The sequence below is a fragment of the Listeria immobilis genome (genome assembly GCF_014322765.1).
Taxonomy (GTDB): Bacteria; Bacillota; Bacilli; order Lactobacillales; family Listeriaceae; genus Listeria; species Listeria immobilis.
Genome location: NZ_JAASTZ010000024.1, coordinates 1 through 12,879 on the forward strand (window position 1 = coordinate 1; position 12,879 = coordinate 12,879).

10 protein-coding genes are annotated in these 12,879 nt (G+C 37.7%); all 10 read right to left on the reverse strand.

All coding sequences use genetic code 11. The features are described 5' to 3' along the window. Positions 1–327: 327 nt before the first annotated feature. On the reverse strand, positions 328–1,824 hold the full coding sequence (gene lysS, locus HCJ50_RS14430; RefSeq protein ID WP_185349587.1) for a lysine--tRNA ligase: 1,497 nt from the start codon (positions 1,822–1,824) through the stop codon (positions 328–330). Positions 1,825–1,938: 114 nt separating this feature from the next. Beyond that, complete coding sequence (gene dusB, locus HCJ50_RS14435) at positions 1,939–2,934, reverse strand: tRNA dihydrouridine synthase DusB (RefSeq protein ID WP_185349585.1); 996 nt, start codon at positions 2,932–2,934, stop codon at positions 1,939–1,941. A 73-nt stretch (positions 2,935–3,007) separates the two neighbouring features. Further along, the gene (folK, locus tag HCJ50_RS14440; protein WP_185349583.1) at positions 3,008–3,487 is read right to left on the reverse strand and encodes a 2-amino-4-hydroxy-6-hydroxymethyldihydropteridine diphosphokinase; all 480 of its coding nucleotides are present in this window, start codon (positions 3,485–3,487) and stop codon (positions 3,008–3,010) included. Then, positions 3,480–3,854 (reverse strand): dihydroneopterin aldolase, encoded by a 375-nt coding sequence (gene folB, locus HCJ50_RS14445; protein WP_185349581.1) that lies wholly within the window; start codon positions 3,852–3,854, stop codon positions 3,480–3,482. The genes folK and folB overlap by 8 nt, the downstream gene beginning before the upstream one ends. 13 nt (positions 3,855–3,867) lie before the next feature. Further along, positions 3,868–4,683 carry a dihydropteroate synthase gene (gene folP / locus HCJ50_RS14450; RefSeq protein ID WP_185349578.1) on the reverse strand — a complete coding sequence of 272 codons (816 nt, stop codon included), beginning with the start codon at positions 4,681–4,683 and terminating at the stop codon, positions 3,868–3,870. A 912-nt stretch (positions 4,684–5,595) separates the two neighbouring features. After that, the gene (gene cysK / locus HCJ50_RS14455; protein WP_185348844.1) at positions 5,596–6,522 is read right to left on the reverse strand and encodes a cysteine synthase A; all 927 of its coding nucleotides are present in this window, start codon (positions 6,520–6,522) and stop codon (positions 5,596–5,598) included. A 114-nt stretch (positions 6,523–6,636) separates the two neighbouring features. Next, complete coding sequence (hslO, locus tag HCJ50_RS14460) at positions 6,637–7,521, reverse strand: Hsp33 family molecular chaperone HslO (RefSeq protein WP_185348842.1); 885 nt, start codon at positions 7,519–7,521, stop codon at positions 6,637–6,639. Between the two features lie 3 nt (positions 7,522–7,524). Beyond that, positions 7,525–8,313 carry a type III pantothenate kinase gene (locus HCJ50_RS14465; protein ID WP_185348840.1) on the reverse strand — a complete coding sequence of 263 codons (789 nt, stop codon included), beginning with the start codon at positions 8,311–8,313 and terminating at the stop codon, positions 7,525–7,527. A gap of 114 nt (positions 8,314–8,427) precedes the next feature. Beyond that, positions 8,428–10,506, reverse strand: coding sequence for an ATP-dependent zinc metalloprotease FtsH (gene ftsH / locus HCJ50_RS14470; protein WP_185395746.1), 2,079 nt, complete (start codon positions 10,504–10,506; stop codon positions 8,428–8,430). A gap of 329 nt (positions 10,507–10,835) precedes the next feature. Then, the gene (locus HCJ50_RS14475; RefSeq protein WP_185395747.1) at positions 10,836–12,782 is read right to left on the reverse strand and encodes a bifunctional tRNA lysidine(34) synthetase TilS/hypoxanthine phosphoribosyltransferase HprT; all 1,947 of its coding nucleotides are present in this window, start codon (positions 12,780–12,782) and stop codon (positions 10,836–10,838) included. Between the last annotated feature and the right edge of the window lie 97 nt (positions 12,783–12,879).

Below are 12,879 nucleotides of genomic sequence, written 5' to 3' on the forward strand. Positions count from 1 at the left end.
GCCCTGCGATTACCAGTGAGACTTTACGTCTCATTGCTTTTCGTCTTCTTCTTTGTTCAGTTTTCAAAGGTCAGTTTTCTTCGCTACCTTGTTTAGCAGCAACTCTTATATCTTACTCTATCCATTATTCAAAGTCAAGATGTTTTTTCAAAAAAAATTAATTTCTTCGAAGACATTTTGTCTTTGTTTAACTGGAACGTTTATAAATATATCATGTTTTTACAGGTATTGCAAGCAAATTTTAAGAAAAAGTTTCTCTTTGGAAAATTTGTTTTTCTGACTAAAAATATAAAATCCAGAACCGAATATAACAGTCCTGGATTTTGATTAATCTCTGTGTTTCATTGTTGGGAATAGTAAGATGTCACGAATGGATGGTGCATCAGTTAGGAGCATTACTAAACGATCTATCCCTATCCCTAATCCACCTGTTGGCGGCAACCCATATTCTAACGCCTCTAGGAAATCAGCATCCATTCCATGCGCTTCATCATTTCCTTGTTCTCGTTCTTTCATTTGGGCTTCAAAACGTTCTCTTTGATCTATAGGGTCATTTAATTCTGAAAAGGCATTCGCGTGTTCACGTCCAACAATAAATAATTCAAAACGATCAGTAAAACGTTCATCTTCTGTGTTTTTCTTAGCTAGTGGAGATATTTCAACCGGGTGTCCATATACAAATGTTGGTTGGATGAGTTTTTCTTCAACAAACGTTTCGAAAAATTCATTAAGAATATGGCCATATGTCATGTGTTTTGTAACTTGTACATGATGTTCTTTAGCTAATTTATGGGCCTCTTCATCAGAAGTTACTTTCCAGAAGTCTACTCCAACATATTCTTTAACCGCATCTGCCATGTGGATTCGGCGCCAGTTTGGTGTTAAGTCTACATTATATTCACCGTAAGTAATCTTTGTTGTTCCATTTACTTGTTCACATACAGTAGAAACTAATCCTTCCACTAAATCCATTACATCTTCATAATCTTCATATGCTGCATAAGATTCTAACATAGTAAATTCTGGATTATGGCGCGTGGATGTTCCTTCATTGCGGAATACACGGCCAATTTCGTATACTTTATCCATTCCACCGACAATCAATCGTTTTAAATGTAATTCTAGTGCAATTCGTAAATATAGCTCCATATCTAACGCGTTATGATGTGTGATAAACGGTTTCGCCGCAGCCCCACCAGCAATTGTGTGTAGTACAGGTGTTTCCACTTCTAAGAAACCTTGATTATCCATATAATCACGTGTGTATTTCAAAATTTTACTGCGCATAACGAATCGATTTTGACTTTCTTCATTTGTAATTAAGTCTAAATAACGTTGGCGATAGCGTTGTTCCACATCTTTTAAACCATGATATTTATCAGGTAGGGGGCGCAACGACTTGGATAGCAATGTGAATTCTGTTGCTTTTACAGATAGTTCGCCAGTATTTGTTCTAAAGATAGTTCCTTTAATACCAATAATATCTCCTAAATCAGCTACTTTGAATACCGCATATGCGTCTTCGCCAATGGCATCTTTGCGGATATAAATTTGCAATTGGTGGAAACGATCTTGAATATGTGTAAAACCAACTTTTCCTTTTACACGTTTTGTCATAATACGCCCTGCTACTGTTACTTCAATAGAAGCTTCTTCAAGTTCTTCTTTTGATTTATCCGCAAATTTTGTTTCAATCTCCTCTGGGCTGATGGAACGGATAAATTTGCCACCAAAGGGATCAATGCCTTCTTCGCGCAATGTTTCTACTTTTTCGCGACGGACGATGAGTTGGTCATTTAGTTCTTCGTGATTCTCGTTACTCATATAGGTACACTCCTATTCTATTCATTTCTACAGATGTTTCCATTATACGCTCTTTTAGGGTTGTTTTTCTAGTATAAATTTAAAAATTGCCCCGAAAACTCGGGGCAACACTGATTAATCTTGTTTTGCTAGTTCTTTTTCTTCATATTGAAGAACAAATTCATTTAAAATTGCTTCCATTTCTGCTTGTTTTGTCGCTTGGTTTGCAGCGACTTTAGCTCGAGTACTTCCTCTAGCGCCTTTTAGATAGTAAGCAGCATGTTGTCTGAATTCGCGAACAGCAATATTTTCCCCTTTTAATTCGACTAAACGATTTAAATGTAGCATAGCCGTTTGCATTTTTTCACGTGGTTCTGGTTCTGGTAGAAGTTCCCCAGTTTCTAGATATTTAACGGTTCGATAAATCATCCATGGGTTCCCAAGTGCTGCTCGCCCAATCATCACACCATCCGCTCCAGTGTGTTCTAAAATCCGTTTTGCATCTTCGGGAGTTCTAACATCTCCGTTGGCCATAAACGGAATCTTCAATTCACGCTTCACATCTCTAAGTACATCCCAGTTTGCGCTACCTTCGTACATTTGAACACGTGTGCGTCCGTGCATTGCAACAGCTGCAGCTCCGGCACGTTCAGCGGCTAATGCATTTTCGATAGCAAATACATGCTCCTCATCCCAGCCAATACGCATTTTTACTGTCACTGGTTTGTCAACAGCATCTACAACAGCAGCAACCATATCATAAACTTTATTTGGATCAAGCAACCACTTTGCTCCGGCTTCACACTTAATTATTTTGTTAACTGGGCAACCCATATTTATATCGATAATATCAGCGGTTGTATTTTCAGCAACGAATTTAGCCGCTTCCACAAGCGTTTCTTTTTCGCCACCAAAAATTTGTAAACTTAGCGGTTTTTCTTTTTCATCAATATATAGCATATCAAGTGTTTTGGCGTTTCGGTATGTGATTCCTTTGTCGCTAATCATTTCGCAGCAAACAAGTCCAGCTCCGAATTCTTTGACTGTAAGACGGAATGCGGAATTAGAGATCCCCGCCATTGGAGCTACAACTACTTGATTTTTAATTTCTACATTGCCTATTTTAAACATTTTAAAACCCCTTTCCTCTTACTTTGCGCTAGTGATATGTTATCATAAACAGTTTTTTCTGCAAGTGCCATTTTTACCACTTCACTTGTTTTTTTGTTTTCCGGACACATTGCTCAGCCAAAACAGCATGATTAACATGAATACCGGCTTTGTCGGGCGAGATTTCTACTAGCGGAATCATCACAAAAGCTCTTTCCTTCATATAAGGGTGCGGGATTTTCAGCTTTTTTGTGTCCATTTTAACATCATCATATAATAATATGTCAATATCGATCAACCGCGGCCCCCATTTAAATAAGCGGACACGCCCCAACTCAAGTTCTAATTTTAAACAAAATTCTAGTAATTCAACAGGCGCAAAACTTGTTTCAATCTCTATAACGATATTTAGAAATGCTGCTTGATCTTCAAAGCCTACTGCATCGGTTTCATAAACACTAGATACTTTGACTATACCAATTTGTTCTGCTTCAGCTAATCCACTGACCGCATTATTTAAATTATCCAATCGCTCTCCAATGTTTGTTCCTATCGATAAAAAAGCTTTAGCCATTTAGATCACTTCTTTTGCGTTCAATTTCTACCGCAACAGAATGATAATGTCCTGGAATTGGTGGATTTGGTTTAATTAATTTTACAGTTATTTCTTGAAGAAGCGGGTAGTTTACTAGAACCTCTGTCGCAATTTTTTCCGCGAGTGCCTCGATTAGTTTAAAAGGTTTTCCTTCTACAATCTCTTTAACCGTTTCATAGACGTCCGCATAACTAACTGTATCGTTTACATCATCCGAGTTTCCTGCTTTTTTTGTGGAAAGGCCTAGTATTAAAGACACGGTAAATTTTTGACCAAGTTTATTTTCTTCTGATAGAACTCCATGATAACCGTAAAATGCTAATTCGTTTAAATATATTTTATCCAATTAGGGCACCCCTTTATAATTTTGTAATATCTAACTTCCCAGTGATTGCATCGGTCATCCGAACCATTCGAGCAATCGGCAGAACATCATGTACTCGTGTAATTGTACACCCTTTTGTAAAACCATATACTACTGTCGCTCCGGTTCCTTCCATTCTCTCTTCAGGCGATCCCCCTAAAACTAAGCCAATGGTTGATTTGCGACTGGTACCCAGCAAAACTTCATATCCGAGCGCCACAATCTCATCTATTCGGCGTAAAATCTCTAAATTCTGCGCCGGCGTTTTAACGAAACCAAAACCCGGATCAAGGATGATATGTTCATCTGGCACTTGTGCATCTTTTGCAATTGCAACACTTTCTAATAGGTCTTGCTTCACATCCTCTAGAAAATCACCATAATTAGCGTTCTCTCGATTATGCATTAAACAAATCGGCACATTATATTTAGCTGCAATTTGCGCAATTTGCGGTTCTTTTTTCGCACCCCATTGATCATTTATTATATCTGCTCCTGCTAAAATAGCTTGTTCAGCAACCACCGCACGCCATGTATCCACTGATATCCAAATGTCCGGAAGCACTTCTCTTACGGCTTTAATAACCGGAAGTATTCTTGTTAATTCCTCATCTGGAGAAACTTCCAAAAAACCCGGGCGTGTCGATATTCCCCCTATATCAATAATTGCCGCTCCATCTTTCGCCATTTGCAAGGCATGTGCAACCGCTTCTTTCAATTGCATATATTTACCACCATCTGAAAAAGAGTCTGGTGTCACATTCAATATCCCCATGACCATACCTAAATGATCCTTTTCCCACTTTTTCATACCCAAACACCTCTTTCCGAAATTTATTATAGCAGAATTCCACAATTTTAGCGCACAAAAAAACCGATGCGGAAAAAGGGAGTAAACCGCATCGGTCAAAAAAGGGAGTTTGGGATTTTCATTCTAAAAAGGGGGAAGAATGAAAATGTTTTGCTTGTTGTTAGCTTATGATTATATATTAACCAATATTTTGGTGGATATGCTGTGATTTTTGTTAAAGTTCCATGAGATTTCCCAGTTTTTCTTTTCATTTTTTTGTATAAAAAAACCAGTGTGGAAAAAGGGAGTAAACCACACTGGTCAAAAAGGGAGTTTGGGATTTTCATTCTAAAAAGGGGGAAGAATGAAAATGTTTTGCTTGTTGTTAGCTTATGATTATATATTAACCAATATTTTGGTGGATATGCTGTGATTTTTGTTAAAGTTTCATGAGATTTCCCAGTTTTTCTTTTCTTTTTTTGTATAAAAAAACCAGTGTGGAAAAAGGGAGTAAACCACACTGGTCAAAAAGGGAGTTTGGGATTTTCATTCTAAAAGGGGAAAGAATGAAAATGTTTTGCTTGTTGTTAGCTTATGACTATATATTAACCAATATTTTGGTGGATATGCTGTGATTTTTGTTAAAGTTTCATGAGATTTCCCAGTTTTTCTTTTCATTTTTTGTATAAAAAAACCAGTGTGGAAAAAGGGAGTAAACCACACTGGTCAAAAAGGGAGTTTGGGATTTTCATTCTAAAAAGGGGGAAGAATGAAAATGTTTTGCTTGTTGTTAGCTTATGACTATATATTAACCAGGAAAAGAAAATTTCTCCTGTGCGTTTGATTAGAAAATAGTAAGAAATATATTTATTTCATTTAATAAATAAAAGCGATACATTCGGGCACTCCCCCAAACATATCGCTTTTCCTTTATTAATCTTCAAAATTATAAAGCGGTGTACTTAAATAACGTTCCCCATTACTTGCAACAATAGCTAATACTTTTTTTCCTGTTCCGAGTTCTTTTGCTAGATCAAGAGCAGCTTTAATAGTTGCTCCAGATGAAATACCCACTAGAATTCCTTCTTTTTTAGCTACTTCGCGAGCTGTTTCTATTGCATCTTCACTAGAAATTTTTAGAATTCCATCATACACTTTTGTGTCCAGTGTATCCGGGATAAAACCTGCACCGATTCCTTGGATTTTATGAGGCGATGGAGATCCTCCACTAAGAACAGGAGACTCCTCTGGTTCAAGTGCATATATTTTTACATCGGGATAATTTTTCTTAAGTACATGTCCTACACCTGATACTGTCCCACCTGTGCCGACTCCTGCGATAAATGCATCCAATCCATCTTTTCCAAATGCTTCGACAATTTCCGGACCCGTTGTTTCTTCATGAACTGCTGGGTTCGCCGGATTATGAAATTGTTGCGGTACAAAATAATTGTTTTCTTTCGCTAATTCTTCCGCTTTGGCAATAGCGCCTTTCATCCCATCTGGCCCAGGTGTTAATACCAATTTCGCGCCATATGCTTGAAGTAACTTGCGACGTTCCAGACTCATTGTTTCTGGCATTACAAAAATTGCTTGATAACCTTTTGCTGCTGCCACCATTGCAAGTCCAATTCCTGTATTACCACTTGTTGGTTCGATAATTGTATCCCCAGGTTTTAATACGCCCGACTTTTCTGCATCTTCAATCATCGCGTTTGCAATACGATCTTTTACACTGCCACCCGGATTTTGAAATTCTAATTTTACATATACATCTGCGCTTCCTGCTTCTGGTAAACGATTAAGTTTTACAATTGGTGTTTTTCCTATTAAATCAGTTATTGAATTTGCAATCGTCATTATTAAAGCACTCCTATCATTTTAAGTCTTTCATATAGTTTAATTAATTCCGACCTATTTTGTCAAGTTTAACGTCTTTAAAAAAAGAGCACTCAAATAGAGTACTCCTTTAGCTTATTTTGCTTCTTCATATAGTTTTTCCAGTTCTTGTTCTGAGAAATCGTATGTGTTCCGGCAAAAATGGCATTCCGCTTCTGCACCGTGATCTTCTTCAATCATTGAGCGAATTTCTTCTTTTCCTAAGGAGATAATCGCGTTGCCAAAACGGTCTTTAGAACAATTACATTCAAAAGATACTGGGATTTTCTCGAGAATTTGTAAATTTTCTTCGCCACCTGCAAGTTTAGCTAAAATCGTTTCTGGTGTTTCTCCTGCTTCAATCATTCTGGAAACAGTTGGTAGAGCGTTTAGATTTTTTTCAATTTCATCAATAACTTCATCTGTTGCCCCAGGAAGAAGTTGTAACATAAAACCACCAGCCGCTTCGATGGAGTCATCTGGATTTACTAAAACACCAACACCTACTGAAGAATTTATTTGTTCGGAAGTAGCCAGATAATAGGTGAAATCTTCGCCAATCTCTCCTGAAACGATGGGAGTTTGACCAGTGAAATTTTCTCCAAAGCCTAAATCTTTTACAACTGAAAGCATCCCTGACGTTCCAACACCTCTTCTAACATCTAGCTTTCCTGAATCATTTAGTTCACTGAAATGAACATGTGGATTTGTGACATAACCACGAATTTGACCTTGTGCGTTACTATCCGCCACGATTGGACCAATTGGACCGTCACCTTCTATTTTCACAGTGATTTTTTGGTCTTCTTTTTGCATTGCTCCAAGGAATAGTGTCCCCGTCATTGTTCTACCAAGCGCTGCGGAAGAGACAGACCATGTATCATGTCTTTTTTGCGCTTCATTAATTGTTTCTGTTGTTACTGCTGCATATACACGCGCCATTCCATTATAGGCCAACGCTTTTACTAAATAATCACTCATTATCTAAAACTCCTTTTTTTCTGTTGTTGGTTTATTTCTTCGATACAGAAGTTCTAACCCTTTTAGTGTTAAAAATGGGTCTAATATGTCTACTGTGGAAGATTTTTCCGTTATCATCCTAGCAAGCCCTCCGGTAGCAACAACTACTGGACTTGATTGAGATTGTTTTTTCATCTCGTTAATAATTCCTTCGCATTGCCCAACAAAGCCATAAAAAACGCCGGCTTGCATGGATGCTACTGTAGATTTCCCGATAATTTGCTTAGATTCAGCAATATCTACACGAGGTAGTTTCGCTGCCCTATTATACAAAGCTTCAGTTGATATCATAATACCCGGAGCTATTGCACCACCTTGATAAACGCCAGATTCATCAATATAGCAAAATGTGGTGGCTGTTCCAAAATCAACAACAATAACCGGTGTTCCATACTCTGCTGATGCTGCTACGGCATTTACAATACGATCAGCACCGATTTCTCTAGGATTATCTACTTTTACATTAAGACCAGTTTTAATTCCCGGTCCGACGATTAGCGGTCTAATATTAAAATAGCGCAAACACATCGTTTCCATGGCGTGCATAATTGGCGGTACTACAGACGAAATAATAATTCCTTGAATATCAGCTGGATTTATATTTGCATAAGAAAAAAAGTTTAAAACTGTCATGCCAAGCTCATCAGATGTTCTGTGGCGGTCAGTTGTCATGCGCCAATGTTTTAATAGATTTTGCTCTTTATACACTCCAACAGTACAGTTAGTATTTCCAACATCAATTACAAGTATCATAAGTTTGTCTACCGTCCTTTAGAAGATTTTTCTAACGTATCATATCATGTTTTAATGTAAAATCCGAGTAATACAGCTTCAAAAAAGAGACTGGAATATCCAGCCTCTTTAATCTTATTCGTCTTTTTTGTCATTTGGAGTTTGCTCAACGTCCGGAGCATCTTCAGAAGTTACTTCTTTTGGCTCATCTTGTGTTTCTTTGATGTGCCCTTCTTCTTTTAAGTCTTCTTTTTCTTCTTCAAAAGATTTACCTGCTACTATTTCGTCTTTTTCGGAAGGATATTCTGCTTCTACGTCAATTGTATCAATATCTGGAGGCATTACACCATCATCAAATAGGGAACGGATTTGACGAGCATCTAGAGTTTCTACTTTTAGTAATGTTTCCGCGATAAGTTTGTGTTGTTCTTGGTGTTCAGTAATAATTGTTTTAGCGCGGTCATAACAGTAGCGAATTAAACTTTGAACTTCTGTATCGATTTCATAAGCAATTTTATCTGAGTATCCTTTGTCACTACCAAAGTCACGGCCCATAAATACTTGACCATTTCCGGAAGCGAATTGAAGTGGCCCAATTTTATCACTCATACCCCATTCAGTTACCATGCGGCGAGCAAGTTCGGTCGCACGTTCAAAGTCGTTACTTGCACCAGTTGTTACTTCACCAAACGTAACTTCTTCGGCTACACGTCCACCAAGTAAACCAGTAATACGGTCCATTAATTCGGCTTTCGTCATTAAGAATCTGTCTTCTTTTGGAAGCATTACGGCATAACCGCCAGCTTGCCCACGTGGGACAATCGTAACTTTATGCACTACTTCTGCTTCATCAAGAACCATTCCAACGATTACGTGACCACCTTCATGATACGCAACTGTACGGCGTTCTTTTTCAGAGATAACTCGATTTTTCTTAGCAGGACCAGCAATTACACGATCACTTGCTTCATCAAGATCACTCATATCTATTTCTTTCTTATCGGAACGAGCTGCTACTAAGGCCGCTTCATTTAGTAAGTTTTCTAAATCAGCACCAGAGAATCCAGGCGTACGCTGTGCAATTGCTTTTAAATCAACACTTTTAGCAAGTGGTTTGTTACGAGCATGAACACGAAGTACTGCTTCACGACCTTTTACGTCTGGACGATCAACCATAATTTGACGGTCAAAACGGCCTGGACGAAGAAGTGCTGGGTCAAGTACATCGGCACGGTTAGTTGCTGCAATGATGATAATTCCTTCGTTACCGCCGAAACCATCCATTTCAACTAGTAATTGGTTTAGGGTTTGCTCACGTTCATCGTGACCTCCACCCATTCCTGCACCACGTTGACGACCAACTGCATCAATTTCATCAATGAAAATGATACATGGAGCATTTTTCTTCGCATTTTCGAATAAATCACGGACACGGCTTGCACCGACGCCGACAAACATTTCTACAAAGTCAGAACCTGAGATAGAGAAGAACGGCACACCCGCTTCACCTGCAACTGCACGAGCAAGCAAGGTTTTACCAGTACCCGGAGGCCCTACTAAAAGAACACCTTTTGGAATACGAGCACCAAGATCCGCAAATTTACGTGGATCTTTTAGGAATTCAACTACTTCTACAAGCTCTTGTTTCTCTTCATCCGCTCCTGCTACATCAGTAAAGCGAACTTTTTTCTTATCATCATTGTAAAGTTTGGCTTTGCTTTTACCAAAGCTCATTACTTTACCACCGCCACCGCCTTGAGACTGGCTCATTAGGAAGAAGAAGAGGATAAAGATGATTACAAACGGAACGATGGAGGTTAGGAATGTAACCCAACCGCTATTTTGTTTAGCGGGTTCAACTTCCATTTTCACATCTTCTTTAGATACTGCAGTTTGTAATTCTTCCAACGAAGTATCGCTATTTAAAGCATAAGTTGTAAAAGCTGTACTGCTTGTTTTGCTTTGTCCTAGACCAGTTTTTTTGTCATCAGAAGAACTTTTATCGCTTGATTTGAATTCTCCTTCAATTGTATAAACACTTCGGTCTGGTTGTATGGTTAATGATTTAACTTTACCATCTTCTAATTTACTCATAAATTCCGTATAGCTAATATCTTTCGCTGCCTCTTTATTTGAATTGAACGATGCAACGATTCCGATTATAACTAGGAATATGATGACATAAAATATTGCATTTCTAAAAAACCTGTTCATTCCTTACCTCCTCCCACGCAAGAGCTTGGATCTTACTTTTTCTGGATTTAATCCCTTTAAAAGTTGTTTTCGACTAATAGCAGATTCCCCTGATTAATAAAAACATATCCGTTTCGCCTTTTCTCTTACGAAGTTATTCTATTATTAATTTAGATTTTTTAATATTTATTGATACTTTTTTCACCTTCGAAAACTAAGACTAATGATAGCATACCGAATCTATCTTGCCCACTATTTTGCACGGCTCTCATGAATCTTTTTTCGTTTTGTTTTCTTAAAAAGCTAGCTATTATATTTTAACAAAAAATGGTTCTGTTTGTTAATTAATTTCACTCGCTATAAATTTCTGGTTTTAAAACACCTATATATGGTAGATTGCGATAGCGTTCTGCAAAATCTAAACCGTAGCCTACAACAAATTCATTTGGTACTACAAAGCCTACATAATCCGCTTCAATTGCCACATTTCGTCCTGCTGGTTTATCTAGTAAAGTAACTAATTTTACTGATTTTGCTTTGCGATACTTAATGAGATCTACTAAATAACTAAGTGTGCGACCACTATCAATAATATCTTCTATTACTAGCACATCACGTCCTTCTACGGATGCATTAAGGTCTTTAATTATTTTTACTTCTCCAGACGATACTGTACCATTTCCGTAACTGGATACATCCATGAAGTCCATTTCTAAGTATGTGTCTACGCGTTTAAGTAAGTCTGTCATAAAAGGAGTTGCCCCTTTTAATACGCCCACTACAAGTGGATTACGTCCTTCATATTCTGCTGTCAACTCACGACCGAGTTCACGAATCTTTTCTTGTAATTCGTCCTCCGATATCAGCACTTTCTGAATATCATTATGCATGCTCTCGTTTCCTCCTATATTTCGAGTGTACCTAATAATGTACTGCTTTTTGTTACGACTAAATTCTCGGTCATATGCAGACTTTTTCACGCCAGGGATCCAAAGAATTTTCCCAGTGTAATCTGTTATCACGGGTAGATTGTCGCGTTCTTGCCTTGGTATTTTGGCATCGATGAAAATATCTTTTAGTTTCTTGCTACCTGCTTGTCCTTTCATTGTCATCTTGTCCCCGTTCACACGGTTCCGGATGATTAATGGAAGTGTAATATCCGCTGCATCTAGAAGCATTCCGTTCAATCCATTCGTTTGTACGACTGAACTTTTTAATTTTAAACGGATGCTTGCTTTATTTTCTAATTCAATGCGGTCATTTAGTTCTAATTGATGATAAAACTCAGCAGATGCTTGTCTTTCTCCAAATTGAAAATGGAGTTCGTTGTAAGATCTAGTAACAATGAGTTTTTTGGGTAAATTGAGCGAACTAGACGGATTTTCATTTTGAATCATCTGGATAATCTGATATATGTGATTTGCCGTAATAGAACGAACATCCTCATTGTACAGATAACTCAATATTAAATGAATTGCACGGCGTTGTAAAGGATTCGCTTCATTTTTAAAGTTGCTAAGTAAAAGTGTTGTTTGTTCTTGGTTTTGGATAAGGTTTTTCTTTAATAAATCTTTCGCTAAATCTTCCAAAAACCGGAAATCTTCACTTGTTTCTTCAGAAAATCTCTCAAAATGAGCATATACAGCTGGATTTTCTTTTGTAAGAAATGGTAGCACTTCTTGTCGATAGCGATTTCTAGTATATTCTGGGCTAGCATTGGATTCATCTATTTCATATGCTAAATCATGTTTATTAGCATACTCTATAATTTCTGACTTTGTAATTGATAAGAATGGACGAATTACAAAACCACCTTGCACACTGCGTTTCGGTTGGATACCGGACCATCCCATACTTGAACTTCCACGAACTAAGCGCATGAGGATGGTTTCGATTTGGTCATCCGCATGATGTGCGAGCACTAATTTATTGATACTTTTTTCAATCATTATTTTTGTGAAAAACTCATATCTAACTATTCGCGCTGTTTCTTCAATGCCTTTTTGCATCATTTCGGCGCGTTTTTTCACATTTACTTCTTCTGTAAAGAAAGGAATATCGTACTTTTCACAGTAATTTTGGACGATACCTTGTTCTTTTGCTGCATTTTCTCGTAAACCATGATTGAGATGGGCTACATAAATTGCTTCTTTTGGAACTAGATTAGCTGTTTGTAAAAATTGTAGTAATGCCAAAGAATCCGGACCACCAGAAACTGCTACAAGCAATTTGTCATCGGACCGGATTAAGTCGTGTTTCTCAATATATTTATGTACTCGTTTTTTGGTGTCATCCATTCAAGAAACCCTTCCTTCGAAATTCGGCTCATACATTTTATTAAAAAGTGCACCGTATTAATAATCCATACGGTGCATCCTTCATTTACAATAAATT

Excerpts from the sequence above, each read along its gene's own strand:
- lysS (WP_185349587.1), bottom strand. The coding sequence starts at position 1,824 with ATGAGTAACGAGAATCACGAAGAACTAAATGACCAACTCATCGTCCGT.
- ftsH (WP_185395746.1), bottom strand. The coding sequence starts at position 10,506 with ATGAACAGGTTTTTTAGAAATGCAATATTTTATGTCATCATATTCCTA.
- HCJ50_RS14475 (WP_185395747.1), bottom strand. The coding sequence starts at position 12,782 with ATGGATGACACCAAAAAACGAGTACATAAATATATTGAGAAACACGAC.
- cysK (WP_185348844.1), bottom strand. The coding sequence starts at position 6,522 with ATGACGATTGCAAATTCAATAACTGATTTAATAGGAAAAACACCAATT.
- dusB (WP_185349585.1), bottom strand. The coding sequence starts at position 2,934 with ATGTTTAAAATAGGCAATGTAGAAATTAAAAATCAAGTAGTTGTAGCT.
- folP (WP_185349578.1), bottom strand. The coding sequence starts at position 4,683 with ATGAAAAAGTGGGAAAAGGATCATTTAGGTATGGTCATGGGGATATTG.
- hslO (WP_185348842.1), bottom strand. The coding sequence starts at position 7,521 with ATGAGTGATTATTTAGTAAAAGCGTTGGCCTATAATGGAATGGCGCGT.
- HCJ50_RS14465 (WP_185348840.1), bottom strand. The coding sequence starts at position 8,313 with ATGATACTTGTAATTGATGTTGGAAATACTAACTGTACTGTTGGAGTG.
- folK (WP_185349583.1), bottom strand. The coding sequence starts at position 3,487 with ATGGCTAAAGCTTTTTTATCGATAGGAACAAACATTGGAGAGCGATTG.